The sequence below is a fragment of the Haloarcula amylovorans genome, assembly GCF_004681185.1.
Classification (GTDB): domain Archaea; phylum Halobacteriota; class Halobacteria; order Halobacteriales; family Haloarculaceae; genus Haloarcula; species Haloarcula amylovorans.
Genome location: NZ_SRIF01000012.1, coordinates 34,598 through 61,325 on the forward strand (window position 1 = coordinate 34,598; position 26,728 = coordinate 61,325).

Below are 26,728 nucleotides of genomic sequence, written 5' to 3' on the forward strand. Positions count from 1 at the left end.
GCAGATACCTGCTGTAACCGGGTGAAGACGATTCCTATCGCTTCATTCGAGCAATTCAAAGGCACCGAGCCCCGCGTACCCGACCGCAAAGCCCGCAACGATGATGCCTCCGGAGAGGACTTGGTAGAACGGCGTCGACGGGAGGAAGCCGGTTGCGAAGGTGCCGACAACGATCAGTACCGCTGCCAGTTCCAAAAACACGTACTGACGACGTTTTCCCCTCATATATTGAGGCATTTGTCCCCCTAGGTACCGTGAGATCACAGTAGATACCTTACCTCAGTCCGCCGGGATGATGGCAGCCGATTGATCGGGCTGTCGGGCTGCTTGGACCGAGTAGATTAGGCTCCCCGTGAAGAGGACGAAGCTTCCAACGATGAATACTGCACTGAGCGGCGAGGCCGAATCGACGAACACCCAGTAGAGAGGGGCGGCAATCGATGGCCCGGCAGCAAGTACCGCGATCTTCGCGACGAGTGGCCCACAGCATCCACAGGTACACGTCCCGACGATTGCAGCGCTTCCGGCGGTCCCTTCGGTCATGCCGGCTCGTTCCTCGACGCGCCAGTGACGGGCGATGAGAGCGGCGTTTAACCCGATGAGTGCGCTTAGCATCCCGACGACGATGACCTGGCCGGGTGACAGGGCTAGGAAGAACGGGATATGTATGAACGGGAGATGCGGAATCGCGATTTCGAGCGTCGGCCACGATACTAGCTGATAGATTGCGGGTAGAACGACGACCGTCACCTCTTCGGGGAAGCCCTCCTCGGGGAAAAACGAGAGGTATCCTGTTATAGAGACGAAAAAGAGTGCTAACACGACACCGACGCCGATGCCGAAGCGACGCGCAACCGGATCACGCATGACTGCGCGAATGACACTCCCTGCGTCCTTCCAGACAACGTAGCCGACTAGAATTGGTGTTCCGAGGACGATTGCGTACCCAAGTGGGTGTGTATCACTTGCCAGTCCAGGAATGAGGTAGGGGTACGAGATCCACAATCCCATGAGGATGCCGAGGAACGTGTATCGTGGGCGGGATGGCCAGCGGAGCCACCCAACGATGAAGCTCGCGACCATGATGCCCAAGCCACTCAGTAGGGCCAACGGCTGATACCACGACCGGGGGAACGGCATCGAACTCGCAGTATATGTCGGATCTGGGGAGAGCCCTTCGAAGAGAATTGCTCCGAGTGCCGTGATGGAGATCCCGACAAATACGCCGTAAAGGGCGGTTGTTGAGGTGATGCGATCGGTCCGTTTGAGAAGGATGAAGCCGCCGAGAATAACGGCACCAACGAAAGCAAGAAGTACACCGTGTCCTTGCGAGAGTCCACCGCTTCCGGTTGTACCGTGGGCGGACGCGACGGGAACCTGAGTGAGCGTAACAATTGCGGCAAGAAGTACAGAGAGTGGCCGAACAGACCCGATTCGAGTGGTCTGTCCACGGGAGGGATCTCCACGTGGGTGACGCTCTTCCGGTGACATTATTCTGTCTTGGACAGAGAGGCACTTCTACCTGACTGATTTACCTCTGATATCCTGGGCTTGACTGTCGTTAGATCCTGCTGGCTGTGGAAATATCCCCCTCCGAAAGTACGATCGGCACGGTGAATTCACTCGCCGTCCAGAAATACGAGGAACTGTATATGCTTGAAGAACCAGACCGGAAGAACGGCTCCAACCCCTGCAGCGAGTAGGAGACTATTCGATGCTGTCCACACGATCTGTCCAAGTACGGTGCCAATAATCAAGACGCCGTTGTATGCAATCGCATTCACCGCTAAATCGCCTCTTGACTCAGCCCGGGGCCATTTGATGAGACTGGGCCTGATTGCTGACGTCCGGCCGGATACTACTGCGATGAGAAGTCCGAGTAGGCCGGATACAAACCAGCCGAGTACAGCCGGTGGCCAGTTGTATACAACCGTTGCGGTGGCAAGAACAATCAGACACGGACTGGTGATTGTACCGATCTCTACGGAGGCATAGCGGGTCAAAATGTGTTCCTCAGTCCCTTGTTGTGCGGTAGCCATCTGTGAGGGTTATGGGTAGGGCAGTGGATCAGATCGGGGATGCTCCGTCGAGGATTTGAACCTCGGTCCTCGACGTGAGATGCCGAGATGGTTGGCCGAGCTACACCAACGGAGCAGCTTCAACTTGGAGCTTCAGTACTTCAGGTCTGGTCGGTGTCCTATTCAGTGGGAATCCGCCGTTTCCCCTTATGTTGGGGTCTTTGATAATGTGGTATGGAGCGTCGACAGGTTCTCAAGACAGCCGGAATTCTCGCAACAGGTGGCGTAACTGGTCTCGCTGGATGCAGTAGTTCGGGGAACGGAGACGGTGGCGGTGAGCCGACCACGACTGAAACGCAGGAGACAGCTGGTGGGTCTGGAGACTCGAATACTGTTATGATGGTCACTGACGGGAGCGAGTATTATTTCGATCCCATTGGTCTGTTCATCGAATCCGGGGAAACTGTGACATTCGAAATCCAGAGCGGCAGTCACTCGGCAACCGCCTACAAAGAGGGAACGAGCTCAGCATCAGTTACCCGGATTCCCGAAAGCGCAGAAACGTTCAATAGCGAAACGCTGAGTGAACAGGGCGCAACGTTCGAGCACACGTTCGAGACCACGGGGACGTACGATTACTTCTGTATCCCGCACAAGACTCTGGGGATGGTCGGTCGGATCGTCGTTGGCGAACCCGGCGGTCCCGCGGAGGGGAGTATGCCGCCGGACGGAGACGTCCCCGAAAGCCAGACCATCGTTGATCAAGGCAGCGTCTCGTACAGCTCGTTCTCCGGGTAGGCGGCCGCGTATACTGCGAGCTGTGCGCTCCGGAATCGCTTGTACACCATATGGCCGACATTGACTGTGCTTCGGACCGACAGTATGGAGACATACGCTGTCGATGACACTCGCACAAGGCCCGTGGCCGACATACACGGATGCTGCCCTCGATAGTGTTCTACGAGAACGACGTGAGGTTGAGCGCGAATGTCAAGCCTTCCAACGGTTTCGCCAGCGTATCCAGACCGTCGACACACAGACTCCTCGGTTCGAACGGTCCGTTGTTGGAGTGGATCAGAACCTTACATCCGAAGAGAAGTCGGTCCGTAATACCATCGAGCCGTGGTATCATGATACTGTGATGGCGGTCGACCACTACGGCGACGTGTACGGTGATTCGTTCGAGGCGAGCCTCAGTGCCGAATTCGGGGCCGATGTGTTGCTCCTGATCTCAGAAGCGACTACGTTCTCACCGCTCATCAAACAACGGCTCCTCGAGGCCGCACAGCAGTGTATTGACAACCGCCGAGTCTTTCTGGAGAGCCTCCAGGATGAATTCACTACCCTCAAAGACGTGCAATCTACAGTTCAAGAGATTCGAGAGGCGATAGCAGAACTTGATTCTACGAAATTACAGGGGAACTCAGATATTGAACTAACCGACCGATACGAGACGCTTCATACGTTGAATGATGAATGTAAGAGTTGGATCCAGCAACGGCAGGAGGAAATCCACGCTCATCGAATCGATCGGTCGGCAGACGTGGATGCCTACACTGACCTCTGTTCATATCTCTATGAGGGTCTGGAGGTTGATTATCCGGTATTGGCGACGTTTGTCGATATCTTGGAGATCATCTCCCAATATGAGTAGTCCTCTCTTTTACCTCCTACTCTGTCTTGACGTCGTCCTATGGCTGAACAGTAGTTGCTGATTTGGCTGCGATTAGTGCTGGCAAACTCAGCGATGGAATCGAGGAACTCCGTGCACCGGGTGCACGGCTTTCAGAATCGGCGTGAGTGGGCGTCGAACATGTTAGATAATCGACTCCGGCAATGACTGTGAAAGGGTGGGCTTCCGCTCGCACCGTGTCAATACCGGCTTCCAGCAAATCTACTTTGTTAACGGTTTTGTCTATCCGGTCACAACTGTACATATGGAATTCGACTTTGTGCGCTCGGTGGCCCCCCTTGTCGTAATTGTCGCCGTCGCGGCGATTGCGCTCACGACCGTGATGACCTCCTCGACGGTCTTTATGATGGTTCTGCCCTCGATGATTATCTTCTCGGTCATCGCGTTCTTCCTGGGAATGAAACATGGCGAGTTCCGCGCCAGTGCATAATAGGCCGACCCAGTAGCCGGAATCCGCTGTGTTGCGGTCCATGCTAGCCCCCAGCTGTGTTGATTCAGATTATTTCGATGACCGGTTCGCAGTCCTAGCGACGGCTGTTTTAGCGGGGTGATGTCGAACCAACAGGAGTCCACCTGGGTTGGGTAACCCCTATCGTTCAGTTAGATCCTGTCCTGGTCGTGGTGTAGAGGGTCTCTACGTGGAGTAGCCAGCGTACTCCATAAGTTGGTTGAAAATGTCAGTATCCATGACGGACCGATAGACCACGCCGGTGAGCATCCCGCCGGGATAGAACGTGCCGTTCATCACGTGGTTGACCTTGTGGCAGTGCATCAGGTAGATGCCGGGGTCTGCATCGGCAGTAAATTCGATCGTGTGTCGTTCAGCGGGGGCGACGTTCGTGACGTCCATGTCGTGGCGGGCAGCCTCTGGAATCGTCCCGCCGTCCTTTTCGACACGCTGGAAGCGGTGGTTATGGATATGCATCGGGTGCGACATGTATCCACCGTTGACGAGGTGGATGCGAACTGAGTCGCCCTCGTCGACGATGATCGGTGAGCCTTCTTCGGGGTGCAGCGTTCGGGGTGCGCTCTTCCCGTTGACGGTGAACACGTCCGGATTGCGACTGGCCGAATTGTATGTGAAGTCCGCCTCACCGGCCCACTTCCGCGGAACCCGCGAATCCCAGTCCTTGATCGTCATGAAGTATTCGCGGTCCGCCGGTTCGTAGCCTTCGGGATCAACTCGGTAGATCCCGTACATGCCCATGTCGATATGCCGGTGGGTCTGGAAGTGGCAATGGTAGAAATGCGTTCCAGGGACGTTAGCGGGAATCTCGTAGGTGTGTGTCTCCCCTGGCGGGACCTGAATCCCGGTCGTCGTCGGGACGCCGTCGTTCTCCCACGTCTTGCGAATTCCGTGGAAGTGAATCGTGTGGGGACGTCGGCCATCGGTGTTGTCGAGTGTCACCTCCATCGCGTTACCCTCGGTCGTTCTGAGAATTGGGCCTGGGACGCTGGGGTCGTTGTCGTCGGCCTGGAACGCCCAGACGCGTGGGAATTCGACGGGCCCACCCATTGTATCGAGCGGGTGGACGGCGTGGCGGGCCTGTTGAGTCCGCATCGTCACTCCACCACCCTGCTCGTCGACGTTGACGACTGTTGGAGGGCTGGTGTAGGGGAGATTAGGCGAGTCAGTTTGTGTCTGCGTGGCCGTATCGCTCGTTGCTGCTGGCTCGTTAGCTCCGCCCGCCGAACAGCCTGCTAACGAAGCGATACCCGTCGCGCCAGTTGCCGCGAGAAACTCACGCCGGGACAGTCCGGTTCCGGGTGCGCCGAAACGTGTGGTCATGATACACTCGGCATTTTGGTTGGCCTAAACATAGGGCGACTGCGGTGTCCCAATTCACGGGACAGTGCGTGGATATGTTCGGCAAAAGGCGAATGGAGATGGCGGCTTTTTATTTATACTTGTTCGCCGTTAGGAGTCTGAAATTGAGACGACAAAGTGGTCAGATTTTTAGAGTCCGCCCGTCGCCGTCAGATAGGCCCCTGCAAACTGCACCGCGTTATACGTCCCGTGAATCACAGCCGGCACTGTGAGGTTGTCCGTATACTCGTACGCTGCTCCCAGTACTAAGGCCAGGACGAATGCGATACCGATGTACACCAGTTTGCCTTCCCCTGACAACGAGAAGAGATGGATCGATGCGAACAGAGCGCTTGCGAGGATGATTGCACGAGCCGGATGGAGACTTTCACGGAGGGTGCCCTGTACGAGGCCCCGGAACAACAGCTCTTCTCCCGGGCCGACTAACAGGAATTGAAGGGGGATCAGAAGAAGGAATACACTCGGATTTTGTCGCCCGACCTCGACGATCTGATTCTGAGCCGAGTTCAGACCGAGGGCTGTGATTACTGAGGACGCCACAAAGAGCAACCCCAGGATCGCTATACTCCCGCCAACAATCACTGCTCCATCACGCTTGTCAGGTGAACGAACTGGAACGAATCCCAATCCGAGATCACGGCCTTTGAGATAAAGGATGGCGATGCCCCCAAACGTCACTCCTTGGAGGAAGAACGTGCTCACAACCAGTCTGAGGGCTGGGCGCGACGCGAGGTCGACTCCGAACAACCCGACTACCGTCGCGACGGCAAGGATTACGATAGCCCCCGCGACGTATGATCCATACGTGAGACCAATCGCCGAGGCGACAGACCGGAAACGAGATATCGACGACATTAATCAGATGTGAGCGTAGGGCTCCACCCTACAAGCTGGCTTCGATAGGTCGATTCCGGCGCTATTCATTCCAAGACATCCCGCGGTAGTGATTTTGTTCATAGCTGACGTTCAGGTTCGACGAGGTTGGATCCAGCGAGGACTGTAATTATCACGAGCACGAACGCGATGAGTGAGAGATTCGGAATTGTAAGTCCGAGCACCGGAGCCTGCCACTGGACAACTGCACAGGGGCCAGCAAAGGTGCATGAGGCCGTCGTTGCTTGGAGTACGGAGTGATATCCCGCGATTGAAGCTCCCACCACGGATAGTGGCACGACTGTTCGCCAGATTGTGTTGTGGCTCTCGAGGGCGGCAACGCCGAGAACGACGACAAGCGGATACATGAGGATACGTTGGTACCAGCAGAGGGTACACGGAACGAGACCGAGGCCGAGACTGAACCAGAGGCTTCCCAGGGTTGCAATCGCCGCGACGCCTGCCCCGCCTGCAAGCCAGAATCGTCCGTCGGACATCCATGACTCAGTTTGATCCAGCTGCATCTTCGATCAGCTGTCTTACTCGCTCTTCGTTTCCGAGTGGATTGACCGTCATGCCATCGATGAGGAGCGTGGGTGTGGCATCGACACCGACATCGCTCGCAGCCCTGTCAGTCGCCCGCAGCGCGTCGTCATACTGATTTTCTTGGATGGCCGTGCGGACCGACGCTGTCTCGGAGACGCCTGCGGCCTGAGCAAACTCGACCAATCTCTCGGCGGTCGCCCACTGGTCGCTCTCGGGTGGTTGATTCCCGAACACGTATTCGTGAAACGCCCAGTATGAGGCTGGGTCGGTGTTCCAGACGGCTAATCCGGCCTGACCGGCTGCCGGTGCATCGGGGCCCAAAAATGGGTCGCCACCGATATATGCCAGATTGCGGAACTCGAGCGCAATTGTTCCTGGTTCCACGTAGTCCGTCACGAGTTGTGAAAGCATCTCCGTACTGAACTGGGCGCAGTACGGACACTTCCAGCTCCCGAAGTATGTGACCATGACATCGGCATCAGCAGACCCCATCGTCGCATAGCGGAAGTCTCCAGGCGAGTCGGGAATCGGGGCAGTGGTAACGGCACCCGTATCACCTCCAGCAGTCGCGCCGTCATCCGGCTCAGTGCTCGTATTGTTAGAGAGAGCGGTGGCGCCGATCACGAGACCGGCAGTGGCGGCACCACCACCGCCGAGGAGAAGCTGTCGGCGGGTTAGTCCTCCGACAGCAGCTCCAACACCTCCCTCGGAGAGCCGCTCTGAGAACGTGAGTGAATCAACGGCTGTCTCAGCCCGTTTGTAATCCACACCTGAGAGGTCGTCGGGGTGCGCGACGAGCCAGTGTCTGTAGAGCTGCTCGTCAGTCTCGTCACCGAGTTGTTCGCCACAATAATGGCAGGCGCTGTGAACGTTCCATGTGTGGTCACGCGCTGCTCCAGCTGTTTCGAATTGATCTGTACAGATCGGGCAGGTATGGGCAGTCATTCGTGATCACTACTCCAAGTGTAGATTTCATAGGCTCCGTGTTCTGCTCTCATAGTGAGCTGAATCGTCGGTATCTGTGGCATTGTGTTATACGCAAGGGGTCATCAGCGGCGGAGATATGCGACGAGGCAGGTCGTCAGGAGACAGAGGAGAATGAGAATTGCCACGCCCAGATGCGTCGTCACGATGGTCGGTTGGAGATCTTCCGTGACGGTCAATCCTCCGAGGATAACCTGTAACGGAAGGAGGACGAGAGCGGCCGTGGCCGACCATTTGACAATCGGGGTATTACGGTGTGTCACCCACGCTCCAAGGGTCGTGCCGACGATCAGAACCCCGGCCGTCATCGCCAGTCCACGGTGAGCCCACTCAGCGAAGATTTGGAGTGCAGAGTATGGCGAGTTAGCAATGATCTCGGGTTGAAGGAAGGGGACCCACGTCCCGTAGCAGGTCGGCCAATCGGGACAGGAAAGTCCAGCACCGATTGCACTGGTGTAGGCTCCAAGAAGCATCACAATATACGTCACTAGTAGCGTCAAACTGGCGATATGCCTGTACTCGACCGGAATCCTTGAAATCGCGGTTCGTATATCGTGCCTGCGGAGTCGGGCTTGAGACATAATATTGGGTAGGGACGTTGACTTGCGGTGTGACGAGTTGATGTCTTGGAGACAAAGTGTTAAGCCGGATTCCCAGCGAGTGGGACACCGCCTGCTATTCATTGAGGAGCCGTCTCATGATACTGTTAAGAAGACACACGGTTTGTAGGGAAAACCCCTATATGCCAATAGTATGATGGCTCAAGAACATACCCAGGAACGGTCAATAGATGAACGCGACCGCGAGGTGAAGTCTGCCAACGACAACATCTGTCCCGAGTGTCAGGGTCATATTACACGGACTAGCGACAGCGGTGAGGCGACCTGCGAAAGCTGTGGGTTGGTTTTTGAAGATAATCCAATCGACCACGGTCCTGAGTGGCGTGCGTTCACTTCAGAGGAACGCGATGAAAAGAGTCGGGTCGGGGCTCCGACGACGCAGCTGATGCACGATAAGGGTCTGAGTACGACTATCGGCTGGCAGGACAAGGATGCCTACGGACAGGCTGTCTCTGGTCGCAAACGTGCTCAATTACAGCGCCTCCGGACGTGGGACGAGCGGTTCCGTACGAAGGATGCTCACGAGCGGAATCTCAAGCAAGCGCTCGGGGAGATCAGCCGCATGGCGTCCGCTCTGGGACTTCCTGAATCGGTTCGGGAAACTGCAGGCGTCCTGTACCGGCGTGCTGTGGAGCAGAACCTGCTCCCCGGTCGCTCGATCGAGGGTATGTCGACGGCGTCGTTGTATGCGGCTGCTCGACAGCACGGAATGCCACGGCCGCTGACGGAGTTCGCCGATGTCAGCCGTGTCGAGAAAATCCGGATCCAGCGAGCGTACCGATATCTGTCCCGAGAACTTGGGCTGGAGATCGAGCCGGAGGATCCCATGCAATATATTCCACAATTCGCGTCATCGCTCGACGTGAGCGACGAAGCAGAACGGCGCTCTCGAGAACTGCTTGAGGTAGCTACAGATAATGCCGTCCACAGTGGAAAGAGTCCAGCCGGGTTGGCGGCTGCCGCTCTGTATGCTGCGACCCACCTCACGAACGAACAGCTCACACAGGAGACGGTGAGTGAGGTCGCCCACGTCAGTCGAGTCACGATCCGAAATCGATACCAAGAGCTTCTCGAGGTGTACGCGCAGTATGACTGACCGGATAGCCCCTGCCGGGCGAAATCCAGCTACTGAGTGGGTCATGATACGATATTTACCATGAGCGAGTTCTCAATACAGACCGAGGTCGAGATATTGGAGCTGCTCGTTGATGAGTCACCGTGCCATGTGATGGAGATCACTAACGCCGTCGATGGACACCCGATCACCATTGACCAAACGTGTGCTCACCTCCATAGTGAGGGCTGTATTGTTCCACTGGGGAGGGGTCTCTACGAGATCACAGACGCAGGCGAACAACGACTCGAAATTCAGCACGATTCATAATTGTGTCACCATGTCTCCCCTCTTTCGATGGATCGACCGTCATGACTCTGGAACCACGATCCCGACTGAGTTCGTGGGACCAATGGGATGCCTCTCCAGCAATCGGACACCATATCCCGAGGACCACGTATTATCGAATAATGGGAGATGATTCAGTGTCGTCCGAGGACACTCCGGAGGTACAGGATGTCCTTGATGCGCTGGATGATCCCGCGTGTCGGGCTATTCTCCAGGAAACTATCGAACCAATGACTGCGAACGAACTCCTCGACGCATGTGACATCCCCAAGTCGACGCTGTATCGAAAATTAGAACTCCTCAGTTCCGCTTCCCTCGTTCGAGAACAGGAGACGATCAACCCCGGAGGTGGACGGGTTACCTACTACGAGCGGTCGTTCGAGGACGTCACGATCTCTATGGACGACACAGGTACGTTTTCGGTGAGCGTCGATCGGCCGCCGAAATCTACAGACGAACGGCTTGCAGATATCTGGTCGATGATGGGGGACGAAGTATGAACGGCGTCATCACGGCGATTGCAGTCGTCAAGTTCGTAATCCTGCTTCTCGGTGGCGGGATTACCTATATTGCATTTAAAGCCTATCGACGTACGGGTGCGGATTCGCTACGTGTCCTTGGTGTCGGGTTCGGTATCATCACACTCGGGGCAATTCTAACTGGCGTGGCCAACCAGTTCTTTTCTGTCGGATTGGCCCTCGGCGTGCTCATCAACAGCCTGTTCGTCGCCCTTGGCCTCGCGGTCATCATGTACTCGCTGTATATCCAGAAATGAACCCCGTTCCGAATGTTGCCGTTCCTGATCTCCGTCGGGGTAGCTACCTAATCCTTTTCGGCGTTGTTCTGTTCGTTCTCACGCTTGTTAGCAGTGCAATGCTCGCCCCTGCGATTGGGACGGCTTCGGAGACAGACCAGACGTCCCGAACCTTGGTCGGGTCTCAGGGGGGTGGCCCAGGCTGGCACGAATACGGCAGCGTCTATCTTCTCAACGGGACGAACACTACCTGGCGTGAATCGAGTGCTGATAGCTATTTTGACGTCACACAAACGGAGAACGGAACAGTGTTAGCCGGGTTCATGGACAGCGGGTACGCTTCGTGCGGACCGTACGAGTCTCCCTGTACCCGAACGGGATTCCGAGTCATTGACCCCGGGAAAGACCTGCAGGTGGTTTCGGAGTATAGCTTCCCGGTGCGAACGAACAAGAACAGCGAAGTCCACGATGTCGAACGACTCGAATCGGGAGAATACTTGGTCACCGATATGGAGTACGAGCGTATCTTTACTGTCAAGAACGGCGAAGTCACGTGGCAGTGGAATGCGAGTTCGTTCTACGACGCCCCACAAGATCCGACGACGACCGACTGGCTGCACATCAACGACGTGGACGTCATCGGCTCTGGGCGCTATCTCGTCTCAGTACGGAATGCCAACCAGCTACTCGTTATCGAGCGCGGCGAGGGCGTCGTTGAGGTTATCAATGAGGATACGACCGATTCGAACGATGCCAATTGCCGGAAATCCGGCCAGTTGAACGACTATGACAATGATGGCGATATTCGATGCGGTGACCCCGACGTGCTCAACCACCAGCACAACCCCCAGTGGCTCGGGGATGGTGCCGTCCTCGTTGCCGACAGCGAGAACGACCGAGTCGTGGAACTGCATCGAACGGAGGGCGGTAAATGGGAGCCAGCGTGGGCTCTTGATCGGGCAGCGGGTGTCGAGCTCGATTGGCCCCGGGATGCGGATCGCCTCCCGAACGGAAACACGCTTATCACCGACACGCTCAACCGGCGACTCGTAGAGGTCGACGAATCCGGGACTGTCGTCTGGAGCGTTCGAACAGAGCGTATCCCATACGAAGCCGACCGACTGCCCTACGGTGAGTCTGTCGGAGCCCCGAAGTACACGACTAACGGAAGCAGCGTCGACAGCCCTGACGCCGGCGTGCCGGTTCTCTCACTACTGCTGGTCGGGCTTCGGGCAGTCGTTCCGTCAACGCCATTCTGGTTCCGGGAACCACAACTTGGACTGACGCTTGTCTCTACACTCCTCATTGTCGTCGGCGGAGTTGATCGTATTCGTAACTAAATTTCCTCTCGAAGCCAGTCGAGAGCTCGCTCGCGTTTCTTGATGTCGAAATATCGCATTTCGTTGGGGGCGACTGGCCAGATCGGTCGGATTGCATACCACCAGTCGAACAGGAGTTTTGCCCATCGTGTATCGCCGACTGCGGCGTACCGGTCGATATCGAACTCAGGGCCGTACCGGAGATCGGGAACCACCCCGTGGAGGTGTGTGAGAAACGCCCTGAACGTCCAGTTCGGAACTTCCTCGTACACGTGGATGTACCCGTGCTTATCGCTCTTTTCGACGAGGAGTGAGTACAGCTCTTGATAGCCTGTTCGCGTGCCCTTCCCGACGCGAATCGCAATGAGGTTCTCGTTCGTCTCGTCCAACACCTCGAACATTTGATCGGGTGCTGTGTGGGACATCGTTAGTGGGAGTGATTCGTCGTACCGACAGGGTCAGTATCGGGATCGGTACGCCCGACGAGCTCCACGGTTGCGTGGTCGATTCCTCGATTCGTGAGATAGTCGTGAACCCGTGACTGGATTCTCCGTTGCTCCTCGAGTGTGGTCGACGTATCTGTCAGTCGGACGGTTGCGACGGTGAGTTGACTACAGACTTGCCAGACGTGGAGATCCTCAATCTGGTCGACGCCATCGAGTGTCGTCAATTCATCCCGGAGTTCTTCGGACGACACCGGGCTCCGTTCCAACAGGATCGAGGTGCTTTCCCGGAGGACGTTCCCGGCCGACGCGAGCACCAGCAGCCCAATGAGTACGGCCGCCACAGGGTCTGCGATGGGGAGATCGAACACTGCGACGGCGGCGGTCGAGACGATTACCGCAACAGAGCCACCGGCGTCACCGAGCAGGTGGTAGAACGCCCCGCGCTCGTTGAGACTCATCTCACCACCCTGCAACACGTACACGGAGCCGATGTTTACCAGCAGGCCACCCGTAGCGATGATCAGCGTCAACTCGGGATTGATCGCCACTGGCTCAAGGAACCGCTGGTAGGACTCCCAGACGATGTATCCGACCATTGGAAGGAGCAAGACGCCGTTCAGGAAGGCCGCAACCGGCTCCAGTCGGTGGAGACCGTACGACCACGCCTCGCCACCCTCGAACCGTTCGGCGGTGTAGCTCGCGCCGAACGCCATCGCGTACGCCAGCATATCGAACAGCATGTGGAGTGCGTCGCTGATAAGCGCGACCGACCCGAACAGGAGTCCACCAGCCAGTTCGATGACGAATCCAAAGAAATTGACGACCGCGACGAGCGCAAGCCGACGCGTACTGCCACTTGATTTAGACGGGAGGTTGTGCTCTGCGGTCTCCTCATCAGTATGCTCGTGAAGGGTCATAAGTTCACATTAGAGGGGGTTCTATTTCGAATCTGAGGATTCCGGTTGTTCCTGGGTAGATTCCTGGGCCCCGTCTTCACTCGTCACCATCGAATCCTGCGCCGTTGATTCAGTGCTATCCGAAGAGGTAATCTCCTCATCGGCTCCCTCCGGTTCTGGTTTGGACCGCTCCGATTCTTCGGAGAGTGATGTATCTTGGGCGGAGGAGCCCGCGAAATCGAGCGGACGAAGCCAGATGAACCAAACCACAAATACGGTTGTGCCATAGCCGACGATCCACACGAGGTCAGCAACTGCAGAGAGGTTCGCCTGTTCGAAGGTGTATACCAACAAACCGGGCCCGATGAGCCCAATGAGCACAACGAGGACGGCAAACTGCGGAGACGAGAGTCCGAACGGGTATCGTTGCTGATCTGCCTCCGTATGGGATGTTGCGTTTCCCTCATTCTCTGCACCCATCTTACCCCTCCGAAGCGCTGGTTTCGGTGTCTGTCTCCGGCGTGATTCGAGAGAGTCGCATCGCGTTCCCGGTGACGGCCGTCGTCATTCCGGCATCGCCAGCGAGGACGGCGAGCCAGATCGGGACGTATCCGAACGGGACTGCGACTGCCAGCCCGGCTTTGACAGCGAGACTCGACCAGATGTTCTGTCGGATGACCCCGTTCGCATCGTGTGCGAGTTCGTAGAGGTACGGGAGCTTTGCGAGGTCATCACCCATCAAGGCGATGTCGGCGGTCTCCAATGCGGTATCAGTCCCGGCAGCCCCCATCGCCACGCCGACTGTGGCGGTGGCGAGCGCCGGTGCGTCGTTGATGCCGTCACCGACCATCGCAACGCCGTCGTACTCCTCGACGAGCTCCTCGATCGCCGTCACCTTGTCCTCGGGGAGTAATTCGGCCTGGTACTCGTCGACGCCGACCTGTTCGGCGATCGCGCGGGCAGTCCGCTCATTGTCACCCGTCAGCATCACCGTTCGGGAGACGCCGAGTTGCTTGAGTCGCGTCACTGTTCGCTTCGCTTCGGGTCGGATCTCGTCGGCGACTGCGATGACGCCTTCGAGTTCGTCTTCGGTTCCAACGAGGACAACGGTCTTCCCTTCTGCTTGGAGTTCGGGAACGGTCTCGTCGAGAAGGTCGAGGCAGTTGTTCCGGTCGCATATCTGCCGAGCTGTCTGGGTGACGACACCGCCGTCAGTGGTCGCGTGGACGTGTGATAGGTCGAATCCCAGCTCCTCGAACAGCCCCGGCTTGCCAGCGAAGTGGGGCGTCCCGTCGAGGTCGGCCCGGACGCCCTTGCCGGTGATGCTCTCGAAATCATCGATCTCGCGCTCGGCGACTCCCATGCTGCCGGCCTCAGCGACGATCGCCTCGCCGATGGGATGTTCGCTCCGTTGTTCGAGCCCGCGGGCACACCGGAGGACGTCTTCCTCCGAATTTTCGTTTAATGGAACGACGTCAGTGACGGTGAGCTCACCTTTCGTGAGCGTCCCCGTTTTGTCGAAGGCGACGACGTCGACGGCCCCCATCGCTTCGAGGTGGTTGCCGCCCTTGATCAGGACGCCGTTCTTCGCGGCGCTCGTAATTCCCGACACGACGGACACGGGTGTCGAGATGACGAACGCACACGGGCAGGCCAGTACCAGTAACGTCAACCCGTAGACGACGGCCGTGGGCCAGGTCGTGCCGAGAACGTACGGGCTTCCCACCGTCGTCAAAATGGCGAAGGCAACGACGACTGGCGTGTAGTACGTTGAGAAGCGTTCGACGAATTGCTCGCGCTCGGTCTTGTTCGACTGGGCATCCTCGACCATCTCCACGATTCGCGAGAGCGTGTTATCACCGGCTTCAGAGGTAACCTCTACCTCAAGATAGCCCTCTTCGTTGATCGTGCCGGCGTATACCTCATCTCCCATCGTCTTGTCGACGGGTACGCTTTCGCCTGTGATGGGTGCCTGATTGACGGCGCTTTCACCGTCGACGACGGTTCCGTCCATCGGGATCTTCTCCCCCGGTTTGACGACGACCACGTCGCCGACAGCGACCTCGTCGACAGGAACTGTCTCCGTGGTATCGTCCCGTTTGACGGTTGCCTCATCCGGTGAGAGGTCCATCAACTCCCGGAGCGAGTTCCGAGCGCGATCCATCGAGTACCGCTCCAGCAGCTCGGCGATACTGAACAGGAACGCGAGGGTGGCCGCCTCGAAGTAGAGCGCCTCACCGAAGGCGAGGCTCGCAACGAGTGCTCCGAGGATAGCCACCGACATCAGGAAGTCGATATCGAGGTTCAGATTCCGAGCGGAGTAGTAGCCGTTGCGGAAGATCTCCTGACCACCGGACGCGACGGCAACGAGGAACAGTACGTCGGCGACGAGCAGCTCCGTTCCGAGAAGGCTTGCAAGCTGTACATTCTGCCCGGTCAGGAAGAACTCGAAGAGCAAGCCGAGAGCGACGAATCCACCGCTGATCCACGTCTTGAGTGCTCGTGGACTCGTCCAGATGCTCTCGCGTTCCTCAGTCGGGTCCTGCCGTCCTGATTCGTCGCTCGACGTGTCTGTAACCTTGTACCCGGCACGTTCGATAGCGCCGATGATATCGGCTTCTCCAGTCCTCGAAGAATCGTACGTGACGACGACGGTTCCGGTCGTCGGCTGGGTTTCGAATGTTGTAATTCCCTCGACCCTCTCGAGAGCGTTCTCGATTTTGCCAGCACACGACGGGCAATCCATTTCCGGAACCGTGAATTTCGAGGACACTTCGCCGGTGTCCTCCACGGTGTACCCGGCCTTTTCGACCCGATTAGCAATCGCGGTGGCACTCGTTTGTTCGCCGTCGTATGAAACGGTCAGCGTCCCTTTCGTCACTTGCGGGTCGACGCTGCGGATTCCGTCCAGTTTTTCGACGCTGTTCTCTACCTTTCCTGCACAGGATGGACAATCCATCTCCGGGACCGCGAATTGTGCAACGTCCCCTTGGTCTATGGGTGGAGAAACGTCGTCGACGCCCTGTTCTGTGTGTTGGGCGTGTTCGTGATCACTGTGGTCGTGGTCATGCGTGTGACTATGCTCGTGGGACCCTTCTTCGTGTTCGTGGGCGCGATCCGGTGGCTCACCACTCCTGTTGTGGGAATCGTCGTCGGGGGAGGTCATCACTCTCCCCTAGCCACTACACATTTATTAAATCGACTGCTATAAAACACCCATTTTCTGCCAATACCTAATAAATACTTTGCCCTATATTATTAACTCGGCCGTTGTCTCATCTCAAATGCAGACCTAAGTATGGTTTGCTCGATACTCACCGTGTTTGACCTCGAGGAAGAGCGTAAAGACTCCAAACACGACGAGGCCGACGCTCACCATCATGACTGTACTTTTGCTCGTCGGACTCATCATCGTCCCACCAATTATGAGGGTGAGCAGGACCCCGAACGCGATTACCGTTTTCGTGTTATCGAATTCCATCGATAGTTTGTTACTGAAACTCAATCAGATGTTGTTTCCGACGTCTCTGCTGTCGATACCGTTGCGCGGGTCTTCCTTCGAACGAAGCCTACCCAGACAAGTGCACCAACGAGACACAGGATACCAGCGATCGCAATCGATTGACCGCGGATTGTCGTCCCGGTCTGGTTCTGTGTGATCAGCAAGATACCGATGCCGAAGAGGACGAATCCTTGAACACCTGCTGCTTTCGCTGGTTCAGTAATATACTCCGCCTCTGTGAGAATGCCAGCAACAGATCCGACGAACAACAACAGTCCCGCAACAGAGACAGGACGAAGGCCGAGAACGACACCGACCTCCGAGAGAGCAAATCCAATAGCGACAAAGAGTGGCCATGGACTCGCTCCCGTGAAGGTTGAATCCGTGTCTTCGGAATCGCTCATTATCTCGAGTTGAGCTTCACGATATAATAAATCGGCTGTTATTGATACCCCTATAGTTAATAGAAAATGGCTGTAATTCAGCCGTTAGTTAATATTGGTGCGGTATAACCTCACAGTCTGAAGCTGGTAATACTGCTTAGTCCCGATTCTCCGCGCTATCCCATCTTACGGTCAAATGGTTTTATAGAGACGCTCTGCCTACTCTTTTTTATGTGCATCTACTGCGACGCCTACGAAGAAGAGCGAGAAACGGAGAGTCAGTCTCCAGTCGAAGACAACCACTCTGAACAAAAGACTACTTCCACGCTGTCAAAGGGAGCGTTTGGACAACTTCGTTCTTCGCTAGCAGATCTGTTGTAACCGACCATTCTGGCCATTGATGACGCCACGTAGGTCGATACGCGAGCGGAGAAGTTCGAACGTCGAACCAGAACGGTTTCAACGCTGACTGGCCTACGGCCGAATAACAGCTTTCGAGAGTATGTCATACGAAGGCACTACGGTTCCACGGCGTGACTCACCTGCAGGGGAGTGTGATTACTGTGGGCATCCGTTCCCGACGACCGACCGCCTCGTCCTCCACAAAGGCTTAGAACATCCCCAAGAGCTGGATGACGACGAGGAGGACGCATTCCTCTCTGCCCGAGCAGACGAAGAAGACGAGTTGCGTACACTCCGTCTGAAAGCGCTTGGAGCCCTCGTGCTCCTGTACTTCGGTCTTCTATTCATGTATGCTATCTTTGCCTGACTCAGATACGAACACCGGGGCAAGCGAAGAGGTACACATAGAGTCAGGTCCAGGGTCGAGGCTTCGTCATTGGGTCGTCTCGAACACGAAGCTCAGACTCTTCGTACAGTTTGTACTCTGGGTCTCGATACTGACGCTGTTTACCGAAACAGTCGCTGCCGGTAACGGGATGACGCTCTCGAAGCAGCCTCGGGATACCCTTGCCGTTCCCCGATGGCTGTATCTTGCCACTGGCGGCGCCACGATCGGCGCCTCTGCCCTACTTGCGAGCTTCGTTACTGATCGAGCCTTTATCCGCTATCTCCACAACTGGTCACTCCCCGGTCCGACGGTCGACGACTGGTGGACACCGATTCGATGGATCGGACGTAGTTTTGGGATTGTCGTCCTTGGACTGGCAGTGTATCTCGGACTGACCGGACCGCAGCTCCCGACAGCAAGCTTCACCATTCTCGTCACATTTGTCGTCGTTCGAGCGGGCTTGCCGATGCTTACGTATCTTGGAGGGAACGTTTGGCCAGCACTGAACCCCTGGCGAGGGATCGTCTCGCTTCTCCCAGCTGGACACAGAACGTATCCAAGAGAATTAGCCCGATGGCCAGCTGTCGGTGGCCTATTACTCCTTGTGTGGATTGAGGTGATTTTCCCTGTCAGCACGATTCCGTCAATTCTTTCGCTTGCGATCCTCGGCTACAGTGCCGTCACAATCGCAGGCGCAGTACTCTTCGGTCCTGACGCGTGGTTCGAGAACGCAGATCCGTTATCCGTCCTGTTCCGATTTTTCGGGGCTGTCGCCCCTGTAAAACGGCGGGACGGGAAGCTCACTGTAAAACTGCCCGGTAGCGACCTGACTGACTCAGACTTAATCACGGACACCTCCGATGTTGCGTTCGTCATTGCGCTGATTTGGGAGCTCACGTACAGCGGCTTCATCACGACGCAGACGGGCGCAGCAACTACCGAGGCACTCGTCAGCCTCTCCAATATTGGAGTGGGAGCCGTACAGATTCGTGCGATCCTCATCTACACACTCCTTTTCGTCAGTGGCTACGTCGTTTTCTTCGCCGCGTATTGGTATGCGGGCGTACTCTCTCGGCGACGGACCGGGACATACATCACAGCGAAACGTATCGCCTTTCGGTTTGCACCCTCGCTATTGGCCATCGCAGCGGGATATCACCTCGCCCACTACACCGGACTGGCTGTATCCCTCAGTCCGGCTCTAGGCATGGCAATTCTCTCTCCACTGTCGCCCCCAGCGAATCCCCTGACATTGTCTCCACCTGGGTGGTTCGAGGGTTTGAGTATCGCCTACGTGCTCATCGGGCATCTCCTCGCTATCTGGGCAGCGCACGCGACCGCCTACGAACTCTTCTCGAGTCGTCTCGTCGCAATCCGGAGCCAGTACCCGTTCATCGGTGTGATGATCGGGTACACCGTTATTAGCCTCTGGATTCTCTCACTTCCAGGAGCGACGCCCCCATATCTACCCTGATTCTGGTGGTTTCGAGAGAACAACGGATCGCACACTAAGGTCAGAACTCAACCAGAAAGATCACTCGGCAGTGAACTCAATCGGGTCCATGTCGAGAAACGCGGTTTCGTAGCCGTCGTGGCGCGCCAGTTGGGGTGGTGTCTCTACAGTGATTCTGACCGTATCGCCAGTCTTGAGTTCATCAATACCCATCCCATAGAAACTCCCGAGGTCAGGATCAAGGGACGCTTGGAGTGTCCCTTGTGTGATTGTATCCCCTCCACGGTCGAGTGTTGCTGAAAGAGCCATCCTCGGGAGCATCACGCGATTGTAGGGTGTGCGTGGAGAAACGATTAGGAAGGGTCCTTCAGTATCACTAAACCGATGGTCACCGTCAACGAGAGCAACCAGCATCGTTGCGTCACCGGATTGCCCTTCGTGGAGTAGTCGACCGGGAAGCTCGGATTTTGTCGGCACGACCGGTTCAGGAATCATTTCCATATCCATTAGATCGACTGTCCCACGGGTGCCTGCTTTGTCCCCTAACCGGCGAATCTCCAAATTGTACGTCTCATCCGTATCGAACGTGAACTGCATCGTGGCAGACTGTCCCTCTGTAAATCGCCCGTTGAATGGACTCGTACGAGCTGTCTGCAACGGGCCAACCTGGAGCGTCACATCGTACTGTCCTTCCCCCGGGAGAGCGATATTGTCGCCGTAGTGGAACCCCATATTCGGCGAGATCATCGGCCAGAGGTTGGTCGAGGACACTCGACCGTCGCTGTTACTGATTTCGACAGAGACGTCGACCGGGAGGATCGTCTCCGTCTCGGTGTCCCAGACACTCGCCATCAGATGCACCGAATCATCCGACTGAACGACGACTTTCGTCTTTCGTGAGCCAGTGAGGTTCCAGAAACGGTGCGGGAAGGAGTGCATCAGTGCAAATCCGAGACTGCCTGCCGTCGTCGTTCCGTACATTCCCATCCCTTCGATGATTGCCGGATAGTAGACCGCGTCAGGTCGATCCTCCACGATCGGTGGATCACGCCATGCAGACTGCGTCTCGAATCCGAGCCGCCCCAGGCAACCAGACAGTACCAGGCCCCCCGAGAGAGCAGTCCCCTGTTTGAGAAACGTTCTCCGATTCATGTTCTCCTCTGAGATACTATGTTTGGTAGATTCATTGAGTCGACCTCGCTGTCGTCAACCGGGGGTTTCTGTAACTGCCAGCCTCGGCCATTCTGTGACTGTCTACGCTAAGCGAACGACGAATCCGGTGAGTACCAGGAGTGAGACAACGCCAAGTAACGTCGCCAGTAGGAGGTGCTTCTCTTCCATAGATTTGGCTTCGGTTGGAATTCTAAAGACACCTTTGGAACTACAACGTCACCTGCACATCTGGCATATCAACGAAGGCTGTCTCGTATCCTTCATGGCGAGCTGTTTGTGGGGGCGAATCGACCGTGATCGTCAGCTCATCTCCCGTCTGTACATCTGCGACCGTCGCTCCGTAGTGATAGCGGAGCTCTGGATCGATGGTTGCCTGTAGAATTCCGTCGAACACTGACATCCCGTCACGGTGCAGTGTTCCCGAAAGCGACATCATCGGCAGCATCGTTCGATTGTAGGGTGTGCGCGGAGAAACAGCGAGATACCTCTGCTCCTCGTCCCCACCGAAACGTGACGCGTCTTCGAGGATCGTAACCACGAACTTCGCGTCCCCACTCGTCCCCGAGCCACGAACGTCCCCCGGGAGCGCGTCCGGTGTCGGCACTTGCGAACTCGGTAACATCTCCATGTCCATCAGGTCGACAGCACCCTTCGTGCCTTCTCTGTCGTCGGGAATGTCCGTATACGAGATCTCGTTGAGCGTCGATTCGCTGAATTCGAACTCGAACGTGAACGAGGCGTTCCCCTGATTCTCGGCCAGCGACCCCGTCCGTCGCGTCGACGGCCCGCCGATGCTGACCTCGACAGTGTATGTGCCGTCGCCCTGGAGCTGTGCGTTATCGCCGAAGTGAAACCCCATCGGCTGGGAGAGCATCGGCCACGGTGCGAACTGGTCGACCTGCTCGCCGTCCTGTGTAATCGTGAGCTGTGGATTGATATCGGGTGGGATGATCCCCGTCTGTGTCTCCCAAACGACCGGCATCAGGTGAATCGAATCTTCGGATTGAATCTCGACCTTCGTGATCCCATTCGGCTTCATCAGCCAGAACCGGTGCGCATACGAGTACGTGAGCGCACAACTGTACCCGCCCTGTTCCTTCATTCCGGGCATTTTCATGCCCTCGTAGTGGGTCGGATAGTAGACTGCGTCCGGGCGGTTCTCGGGGAGCGGTGGTGCCCGCGCTGACCGCGTCTCAAACAGGCCGGTACACCCCGCGAGCCCCACGAGTGACGTGCCCCCGACCGCCCGAAGCACGTCACGACGATTCATGCGTCACCTCCTGTGCGTTCTCGACCGGTCGCGCAGGCGGCAGCGAACGCAACGACCGTGGGGGGACGAGGAAATTACCGCGACGCTCCGTTCGGATGTACTGCAGGATGCCGTTGTTGTTTCGCTGACCGACGGCCGACTGCTCGGTGACGTCAGTGCCATTCATCGCTTCTCTCGTGTCGACGAAGTCGGTGATCCGTCGCTGGAGCGCAAGGAAGTGGAGGCTGGCGGTTTCACCGTCGGTAGAATCGAAGTCGCGCCGAAGGATGAGAGGCGAGTCATCGTCATCGCGAGCGCGGGCGGATTTCTGGGAGTGACCGACGACGCCCATCTCGCGGGCCGTCTCATCCGTTGGCTGACAGTCGTCGATTTTGCTGCTGGTTCCGAGATTGTCTCCAGCGCCCTCGATTACGTCGTTCTCGGCGTGGTACGGACAGAACATCTTCGCCTCACGCTGCCAGCGATCGTCCTGATTGTACCACTGATTGAGATTGAGCTGGAGCTTGGAGATGTGCTGGGTCGTTCCACCGGCGAACGGCCCCGACTGGATTGTCACGCGATCTTCACTGGCCTGGTTCTTTTTGAATCCCGATTTGAATCCCATAAACAGCGGCGCGTCCTCTGGGACCTTATCTGCCGGAACACCCTCTGCATCGTCAGCATTCTCCGCCGGCAACCCGTCCCCAATAAAGCCCGTCCGCCGGTCGGCGATTGAGAAAACATCGGTCAGTGTAGCGTCAGGCTGATCGACACCGTTGAGGGTTGATTTGTTCCCTTTGAGGGCTTCTTCGGCACCGAGCACCACCTGTGCCGTGTTACTCGCGAGATGGACGACTGCATCGGGCGTATCGAACTCGGGATCCTCAAACGGCGCAAGTGCTTCTGGATCAGGGAGGTCAACGTCTTCGGGAAGCGATTCGTCGAATCGGTCGAAGTATGCCGGAGAATAACTCACCGTGAGCAATAACCCGCCCCCGCTTCGCTCGTAGGCGTGTTCGATCCCACGGAGAGCTGTTTCAACTTGGTCACGGTCGTCTTCGTTCGGGGGCCCGTCTCGTCGGTAATTTAGATAGAGGAGCACACGATGGCTCGGAGCGACGACGTTCCCGTGGTCGTCCCGTGGGAGGGCCTCATTCCAAGCGTGCTGACGTTGTGGATACGACGAGAGATCATCCGGCCCTGTTGGGACGTCAACATCTTCACGGCCTAAACAGGCACTGAATGCCGCTGCGCCTCCGATAGCGACGGCCGACTTGAGGAATTCTCTGCGAGGGATACCTCTCTCATCAGTCATTGACGACAGTTAGGAAGCCAACGGAAAAGGCGGTTCTGGTAGAGTTCTTGAATCCCCGCTCAAGGTCGGTAGTAGACTATCTGGTGATGAGCTTCTTCACCAAGTTCCACCCGATAAATCGGGGGGCCCGCTTGCGGTATTGCTCGTATTCCTGGCCATACTGCTCTCGCAGCCACGGTTCTTCGGCAAACGGGAACAGTGCGTACACGAGGATGGTCAAGATGCCGTGTACAGCCAGTTTCCGGGAGTTCACTGCAATGATCGCGCCGACGATGAACGTAATGAATCCCACGCTCTGAGGGTTGCGCGTGTACTGGTAGATACCGTTCGTCCGAAGTTCCCCTTCTCTTCCACTGCTTTCCATCCACCCAAGTTCGAAGAGTGCTGAGAGGGCAAATCCCATCCCGAGTGCGGCGATACCGCTACCCGTGAGTTTGCTCCAACGTTCGGTGAAAATGAAGGAGTCCCGATCGAGCGCGCCCAGCACGGGAAACCCAGCGAACACGACGGAGAGCGCTGACCAATTGAACCACCACCGCCAAGAGCTGTCACCGATGGGCCACACTCGACGGTCAGGATGAACCGCACTGATGGCGTACCCGAGAATCAGCGTGACATCCGCGACGACCGCCGTCAGGAGCGCACGATCTGAGAACGAGGACATACGTGTATGTCGTGATAGTGAAGGACAAAAAAGTGAGACAATCTTGGGTTCGCATCTGGGTACTGCTCCCTCTGAAGAGGTTTGGAACCACCAACCACTCTCTACAATTCTAACATCCGGAGTAACTCGAATCGACGTTCTCAGGTAACTGCGTTTCAAATTCAGCCCACATGGCGGGATTTGTCCCACTCCATAGCGGGTTTACCGGTTCGCAGTCCCTTCCGTTGCTCGTGGTGATCACCGCCGCGGCTGCGGGTACAGCGGTACTTCTGGGACTTGCGATCGGCGCGTTCGTTCAACGCCAATCCCGTCCATATCTGTTAATCGTCGCTGCATTGGCTGCCCTTCTTGGACGCTCTGCGGTTGCGGGGATCTCCATCGTAGGCCTGTTTTCACAAGCCGAGCATCACCTCCTCGAACACGGGCTTGATGTCATTCTTGTAGCGCTCGTTATTGCTGCAGTCTATCACTCCCGAACCATTTCGAACGAGACCAACTTCGATACATGACACACCAACGTGACCGAATTCACGAGTATATTGCCACCCACCCTGGAGAACACTTCAACGCGCTCACGCGGAGACTCGACCTCGCACCAGGACAGGTACAGTACCATCTCAGGAAACTCCAGAATCAAGAGAGAGTGGTCAACCTACCTCTCTATGGCCGGACCCACTATTACACACCGGAATATGATGCGTGGGAGCGGGGAGCAATCGCTGTCCTTCGCCGGGAAACAGCACGCGACATCTTATTCTGTGTTCTCGAACAGGGAACATCCAGCCCGAACGCTGTCACAGAGTCCCTCGGGATTGCTCGGGGAACCCTTGAGTGGCACTTGGATCATTTGACGGAACAGAATCTCATCGAGAAACACCGAGATGTCAATAATCACGTGACGCTGGTCGCAGCCGAGCGGACTGAGACCGCTCGCCTCCTCGAAGAGATCTCCCCCTCGCTGTCCGATCGGATGATCGACCGGTTCACCCGCCTCGTCGATAACCTATTGGCGGATGGATCGTAACGAGCCCTCGGATGTATTTCGTTGAAACGAGAACTTGATTGTTCGATTACTGCACCCACTTGGATAGAACGCTATGCAGTCCCTGAGTCCACGGTTCCCAGATACTGGGTTTCCCACTCACGACGTGCCTCTATTTCACGCTGACCGCGCTGTGTAACTGTGTATACGTTCGTCCGCCTGTCGAGTTCACCCTTCTCGAGCAGTCCTTTGTCGACGAGGTCGTCGAGATTCGGATAGAGGCGCCCGTGGTTGATCTCCTGTTCGTAGTAGTCGTCGAGTTCGTCTTTGATTGCGAGCCCGTGTGGTTCCTTGAGCCCGGCCGTTACATACAAGATGTCCCGCTGGAACCCAGTTAGATCGTGCATCCGTCTGTTCTCTATTTTGAGGGGTGGCATATGTTCTCTCTGGTACCCCGAGGCGATTTTGGCTTGACTGGGTCGGGATATCGCGTGAAAACTTCGAACCTTTATATAGTGGACAGGTGAATTCCGCGATGGAATGTCTGACCTAATCGTCAAAGCAGCCGTGAAGGACGCACTCTCGGACAACAACGTCTCGGCAGATTTCTACGACACGCTCAACGAGGAGGTCGCCGAACTGCTCGACGACGCCGCAGAGCGTGCCGAGTCCAACGACCGGAAGACGGTCCAGCCCCGCGACCTGTAGGCCTGCGTAACGCAGCCAAGCCCGTCACTCGAACGTAGCTTTTTGAGGTTCCTGTACAGAAGTTAGGAAACGAAGATGGCGGACGCACCGGATACTGAACGGCAGGCGGTCGAGCCTGAGGCAGGAGACGTCCTCAGCGTGTCACAGCTGAACGACCGAATCGCCTCGGTCGTCGAGGATGCGCCTGCCCTCGACGGTGTCCGCTGTATTGGCGAAGTCACGGATCTCCATCAGAACAGTACAGCGCTCTACTTCACGCTTACCGATGGCGACGCCGAGCTCCCCTGTATGATCTGGGCAAACCGCTATCGGAAGATGGACGCCGAGCTCGAGGACGGGACTGAGGTCATCCTGGAAGGCGATATCGACTACTGGACTGAAGGCGGGAAAATCGACCTCAAGCCGTGGGAAGTGATCGTCGTCGGCGACGGCGACCAAGCGGCCGCGGTCGAGCGACTGCGCAGCGAGCTCGAAGAGCGTGGCTGGTTCGACGACGAGCAGAAACAGCGCCCGCCAGCGTTTCCGGAACGGGTCGGTGTTGTGACCTCACTCCGAGGGGATGCTCGGTACGACATCCAGAGCGCGATCCACGAGCAAGACCCTACAGTCGACATCCTGGTGAAGGATGCGACCGTCCAAGGGTCAGAGGCACCGACGTCTATCGCGAACGGGATTCACCATCTGGACCGCTCCGAGGACGTCGATTCAATTATCGTCGGCCGCGGCGGTGGGAGCGATTCGAACCTTCAGGCGTTCAACACCGAGCGGGTCGCGGAAGCGATCTTCACCGCGAACACCCCGATCGTCACGGCAATTGGCCATACTGACGACCGGCTAATCGCGGATCGGGTAGCGGATATGGCCGCGATCACACCGACAGCGGCCGGCGAGTACATCGCGAAGTCTCGGAATGACTTCCTGGCTAGCGACATTGGCCCGCTTGAGCAACAGCTTGAGGCCGCGTACGAGACCTTTGAACAGGAGCACGAACACGAACAGGAACTGGCCGAGGCAGTCGAAGAGGCGACCGCGCCTGAGGGCCTGTCGCCAGTTTACTACAAGGTTGCAATTGTCGTGCTCCTAGTGCTGTTGCTGCTCATTACTGCACTCTGGCTGGGGGTGATCTAATC

Annotated in this window: 33 protein-coding genes and 1 tRNA gene; 14 read left to right on the forward strand and 20 right to left on the reverse strand. The window is 56.9% G+C overall.

Going from position 1 to position 26,728, the window contains the following annotated elements; all coding sequences use genetic code 11:
- Positions 1-42 precede the first annotated feature (42 nt).
- The 4 genes from E4S61_RS22745 to E4S61_RS22760 form a co-directional block, all read right to left on the reverse strand.
- Positions 43-225, reverse strand: a complete 183-nt coding sequence (locus tag E4S61_RS22745; protein ID WP_225935282.1) for a hypothetical protein — start codon at positions 223-225, stop codon at positions 43-45.
- Positions 226-279: 54 nt separating this feature from the next.
- On the reverse strand, positions 280-1,491 hold the full coding sequence (locus E4S61_RS22750; RefSeq protein ID WP_011222425.1) for a hypothetical protein: 1,212 nt from the start codon (positions 1,489-1,491) through the stop codon (positions 280-282).
- 128 nt (positions 1,492-1,619) lie between these two features.
- Positions 1,620-2,039, reverse strand: coding sequence for a hypothetical protein (locus E4S61_RS22755; protein ID WP_011222426.1), 420 nt, complete (start codon positions 2,037-2,039; stop codon positions 1,620-1,622).
- A gap of 40 nt (positions 2,040-2,079) precedes the next feature.
- A tRNA-Glu gene (locus E4S61_RS22760) sits at positions 2,080-2,154 on the reverse strand.
- A 260-nt stretch (positions 2,155-2,414) separates the two neighbouring features.
- Between E4S61_RS22760 and E4S61_RS22765 the strand changes: the two genes are divergently transcribed.
- The 3 genes from E4S61_RS22765 (at position 2,415) to E4S61_RS22775 (ending at position 4,141) form a co-directional block, all read left to right on the forward strand.
- Positions 2,415-2,816, forward strand: a complete 402-nt coding sequence (locus tag E4S61_RS22765; RefSeq protein ID WP_004594574.1) for a plastocyanin/azurin family copper-binding protein — start codon at positions 2,415-2,417, stop codon at positions 2,814-2,816.
- A gap of 103 nt (positions 2,817-2,919) precedes the next feature.
- Positions 2,920-3,672, forward strand: a complete 753-nt coding sequence (locus tag E4S61_RS22770; protein WP_011222428.1) for a DUF7260 family protein — start codon at positions 2,920-2,922, stop codon at positions 3,670-3,672.
- A gap of 283 nt (positions 3,673-3,955) precedes the next feature.
- The gene (locus E4S61_RS22775) at positions 3,956-4,141 is read left to right on the forward strand and encodes a DUF7333 family protein (protein WP_011222429.1); all 186 of its coding nucleotides are present in this window, start codon (positions 3,956-3,958) and stop codon (positions 4,139-4,141) included.
- A gap of 204 nt (positions 4,142-4,345) precedes the next feature.
- Here E4S61_RS22775 and E4S61_RS22780 read toward each other — a convergent pair whose 3' ends face one another.
- The 5 genes from E4S61_RS22780 to E4S61_RS22800 form a co-directional block, all read right to left on the reverse strand.
- Entirely contained in the window at positions 4,346-5,500 is a 1,155-nt protein-coding gene (locus tag E4S61_RS22780; protein ID WP_004594571.1) for a multicopper oxidase domain-containing protein, read from the reverse strand.
- A gap of 168 nt (positions 5,501-5,668) precedes the next feature.
- Positions 5,669-6,394, reverse strand: coding sequence for a CPBP family intramembrane glutamic endopeptidase (locus E4S61_RS22785; RefSeq protein WP_004594570.1), 726 nt, complete (start codon positions 6,392-6,394; stop codon positions 5,669-5,671).
- A gap of 98 nt (positions 6,395-6,492) precedes the next feature.
- Positions 6,493-6,909, reverse strand: coding sequence for a disulfide bond formation protein B (locus E4S61_RS22790; RefSeq protein ID WP_049909643.1), 417 nt, complete (start codon positions 6,907-6,909; stop codon positions 6,493-6,495).
- 7 nt (positions 6,910-6,916) lie between these two features.
- Positions 6,917-7,726 carry a DsbA family protein gene (locus E4S61_RS22795; protein WP_244621436.1) on the reverse strand — a complete coding sequence of 270 codons (810 nt, stop codon included), beginning with the start codon at positions 7,724-7,726 and terminating at the stop codon, positions 6,917-6,919.
- Between the two features lie 281 nt (positions 7,727-8,007).
- Entirely contained in the window at positions 8,008-8,625 is a 618-nt protein-coding gene (locus E4S61_RS22800) for a COX15/CtaA family protein (protein WP_011222430.1), read from the reverse strand.
- 70 nt (positions 8,626-8,695) lie between these two features.
- Between E4S61_RS22800 and E4S61_RS22805 the strand changes: the two genes are divergently transcribed.
- From E4S61_RS22805 to E4S61_RS22825, 5 genes are all read left to right on the forward strand, one after another.
- The gene (locus tag E4S61_RS22805) at positions 8,696-9,658 is read left to right on the forward strand and encodes a transcription initiation factor IIB (protein ID WP_004594566.1); all 963 of its coding nucleotides are present in this window, start codon (positions 8,696-8,698) and stop codon (positions 9,656-9,658) included.
- Positions 9,659-9,718: 60 nt separating this feature from the next.
- Complete coding sequence (locus E4S61_RS22810; RefSeq protein ID WP_004594565.1) at positions 9,719-9,946, forward strand: hypothetical protein; 228 nt, start codon at positions 9,719-9,721, stop codon at positions 9,944-9,946.
- A 140-nt stretch (positions 9,947-10,086) separates the two neighbouring features.
- Positions 10,087-10,464: a winged helix-turn-helix domain-containing protein gene (locus tag E4S61_RS22815; protein WP_004594564.1), complete on the forward strand. Its 378-nt coding sequence runs from the start codon at positions 10,087-10,089 to the stop codon at positions 10,462-10,464.
- Positions 10,461-10,739, forward strand: coding sequence for a DUF7521 family protein (locus tag E4S61_RS22820; RefSeq protein WP_004594563.1), 279 nt, complete (start codon positions 10,461-10,463; stop codon positions 10,737-10,739). Before E4S61_RS22815 ends, E4S61_RS22820 begins: the two co-directional genes overlap by 4 nt.
- Positions 10,736-12,058: an arylsulfotransferase family protein gene (locus E4S61_RS22825; RefSeq protein WP_004594562.1), complete on the forward strand. Its 1,323-nt coding sequence runs from the start codon at positions 10,736-10,738 to the stop codon at positions 12,056-12,058. Before E4S61_RS22820 ends, E4S61_RS22825 begins: the two co-directional genes overlap by 4 nt.
- Here E4S61_RS22825 and E4S61_RS22830 read toward each other — a convergent pair.
- The 6 genes from E4S61_RS22830 to E4S61_RS22855 form a co-directional block, all read right to left on the reverse strand.
- Positions 12,055-12,462, reverse strand: coding sequence for a SpoIIAA family protein (locus tag E4S61_RS22830; RefSeq protein ID WP_011222432.1), 408 nt, complete (start codon positions 12,460-12,462; stop codon positions 12,055-12,057). The two genes, E4S61_RS22825 and E4S61_RS22830, sit on opposite strands and share 4 nt — an antisense overlap.
- A 2-nt stretch (positions 12,463-12,464) precedes the next feature.
- Entirely contained in the window at positions 12,465-13,400 is a 936-nt protein-coding gene (locus tag E4S61_RS22835) for a cation diffusion facilitator family transporter (RefSeq protein ID WP_004594560.1), read from the reverse strand.
- A gap of 21 nt (positions 13,401-13,421) precedes the next feature.
- Positions 13,422-13,859 carry a hypothetical protein gene (locus tag E4S61_RS22840; RefSeq protein ID WP_004594559.1) on the reverse strand — a complete coding sequence of 146 codons (438 nt, stop codon included), beginning with the start codon at positions 13,857-13,859 and terminating at the stop codon, positions 13,422-13,424.
- 1 nt (position 13,860) lies between these two features.
- Positions 13,861-16,545, reverse strand: a complete 2,685-nt coding sequence (locus E4S61_RS22845) for a heavy metal translocating P-type ATPase (protein WP_004594558.1) — start codon at positions 16,543-16,545, stop codon at positions 13,861-13,863.
- Positions 16,546-16,671: 126 nt separating this feature from the next.
- Positions 16,672-16,860, reverse strand: a complete 189-nt coding sequence (locus E4S61_RS22850) for a DUF7333 family protein (RefSeq protein ID WP_004594557.1) — start codon at positions 16,858-16,860, stop codon at positions 16,672-16,674.
- Positions 16,861-16,880: 20 nt separating this feature from the next.
- The gene (locus E4S61_RS22855; protein WP_004594556.1) at positions 16,881-17,285 is read right to left on the reverse strand and encodes a DUF7541 family protein; all 405 of its coding nucleotides are present in this window, start codon (positions 17,283-17,285) and stop codon (positions 16,881-16,883) included.
- A 481-nt stretch (positions 17,286-17,766) separates the two neighbouring features.
- On the opposite strand from E4S61_RS22855, the gene E4S61_RS22860 reads away from it, so the two are divergent.
- Both E4S61_RS22860 and E4S61_RS22865 read left to right on the forward strand, forming a co-directional pair.
- Entirely contained in the window at positions 17,767-18,033 is a 267-nt protein-coding gene (locus E4S61_RS22860) for a hypothetical protein (RefSeq protein ID WP_004594555.1), read from the forward strand.
- Positions 18,017-19,528: a hypothetical protein gene (locus E4S61_RS22865; RefSeq protein ID WP_004594554.1), complete on the forward strand. Its 1,512-nt coding sequence runs from the start codon at positions 18,017-18,019 to the stop codon at positions 19,526-19,528. The genes E4S61_RS22860 and E4S61_RS22865 overlap by 17 nt, the downstream gene beginning before the upstream one ends.
- Before the next feature lie 60 nt (positions 19,529-19,588).
- Here E4S61_RS22865 and E4S61_RS22870 read toward each other — a convergent pair whose 3' ends face one another.
- The 4 genes from E4S61_RS22870 to E4S61_RS22885 form a co-directional block, all read right to left on the reverse strand.
- Positions 19,589-20,659 carry an iron transporter gene (locus tag E4S61_RS22870; RefSeq protein ID WP_011222433.1) on the reverse strand — a complete coding sequence of 357 codons (1,071 nt, stop codon included), beginning with the start codon at positions 20,657-20,659 and terminating at the stop codon, positions 19,589-19,591.
- A 229-nt stretch (positions 20,660-20,888) separates the two neighbouring features.
- Positions 20,889-21,950 carry an iron transporter gene (locus E4S61_RS22875; RefSeq protein WP_004594552.1) on the reverse strand — a complete coding sequence of 354 codons (1,062 nt, stop codon included), beginning with the start codon at positions 21,948-21,950 and terminating at the stop codon, positions 20,889-20,891.
- Positions 21,937-23,244 (reverse strand): twin-arginine translocation signal domain-containing protein, encoded by a 1,308-nt coding sequence (locus E4S61_RS22880; protein WP_011222434.1) that lies wholly within the window; start codon positions 23,242-23,244, stop codon positions 21,937-21,939. Before E4S61_RS22880 ends, E4S61_RS22875 begins: the two co-directional genes overlap by 14 nt.
- A 76-nt stretch (positions 23,245-23,320) precedes the next feature.
- A complete protein-coding gene (locus tag E4S61_RS22885) occupies positions 23,321-23,908 on the reverse strand; it encodes a methyltransferase family protein (RefSeq protein ID WP_004594550.1) in 588 nt (195 codons plus the stop codon).
- 230 nt (positions 23,909-24,138) lie between these two features.
- Between E4S61_RS22885 and E4S61_RS22890 the strand changes: the two genes are divergently transcribed.
- Together E4S61_RS22890 and E4S61_RS22895 are read left to right on the forward strand one after the other, a co-directional pair.
- Positions 24,139-24,417 carry a DUF7471 family protein gene (locus tag E4S61_RS22890; RefSeq protein WP_225935279.1) on the forward strand — a complete coding sequence of 93 codons (279 nt, stop codon included), beginning with the start codon at positions 24,139-24,141 and terminating at the stop codon, positions 24,415-24,417.
- Positions 24,414-24,932: a winged helix-turn-helix transcriptional regulator gene (locus tag E4S61_RS22895; protein WP_004594548.1), complete on the forward strand. Its 519-nt coding sequence runs from the start codon at positions 24,414-24,416 to the stop codon at positions 24,930-24,932. The genes E4S61_RS22890 and E4S61_RS22895 overlap by 4 nt, the downstream gene beginning before the upstream one ends.
- Positions 24,933-25,003: 71 nt before the next feature.
- Here E4S61_RS22895 and E4S61_RS22900 read toward each other — a convergent pair whose 3' ends face one another.
- Positions 25,004-25,297 carry a PadR family transcriptional regulator gene (locus tag E4S61_RS22900; protein ID WP_004594547.1) on the reverse strand — a complete coding sequence of 98 codons (294 nt, stop codon included), beginning with the start codon at positions 25,295-25,297 and terminating at the stop codon, positions 25,004-25,006.
- Positions 25,298-25,430: 133 nt separating this feature from the next.
- On the opposite strand from E4S61_RS22900, the gene E4S61_RS22905 reads away from it, so the two are divergent.
- Both E4S61_RS22905 and xseA read left to right on the forward strand, forming a co-directional pair.
- A complete protein-coding gene (locus tag E4S61_RS22905) occupies positions 25,431-25,598 on the forward strand; it encodes a DNA-binding protein (RefSeq protein ID WP_004594546.1) in 168 nt (55 codons plus the stop codon).
- Positions 25,599-25,673: 75 nt separating this feature from the next.
- Positions 25,674-26,726, forward strand: a complete 1,053-nt coding sequence (xseA, locus tag E4S61_RS22910) for an exodeoxyribonuclease VII large subunit (RefSeq protein WP_004594545.1) — start codon at positions 25,674-25,676, stop codon at positions 26,724-26,726.
- Positions 26,727-26,728 lie beyond the last annotated feature (2 nt).